The organism is Paraburkholderia sp. EG286B (assembly GCF_040965655.1).
Lineage (GTDB): Bacteria > Pseudomonadota > Gammaproteobacteria > Burkholderiales > Burkholderiaceae > Paraburkholderia.
In genome coordinates this window covers 1-255 of sequence record NZ_JBFRCF010000269.1, presented here as the reverse complement: position 1 = coordinate 255, position 255 = coordinate 1, and the positions used below count along the sequence as shown (strand labels likewise).

General features: G+C 71.0%; 1 pseudogene. It reads left to right on the top strand.

The features are described from left to right. A pseudogene (locus AB4Y42_RS44705) lies at window positions 1-255 on the top strand (NAD(P)(+) transhydrogenase (Re/Si-specific) subunit alpha); the annotation flags it as partial.

Below are 255 nucleotides of genomic sequence, written 5' to 3'. Positions count from 1 at the left end.
CCACGGCGCGGCGCCTGGGCGCGGTGATCGAGGCTTCGGACGTGCGCCCGGCCGTGAAGGAGCAGATCGAGTCGCTCGGCGGCAAATTCCTCGACGTGCCTTACGAAACCGATGAGGAGCGCGAAGCCGCCGTCGGCGTGGGCGGCTATGCCCGGCCGATGCCGCCGTCGTGGCTCACGCGCCAGTCGGCGCTGGTGCACGAGCGCGCGAAGCAGGCGGACATCATCATCTCGACCGCACTGATTCCGGGCCGCG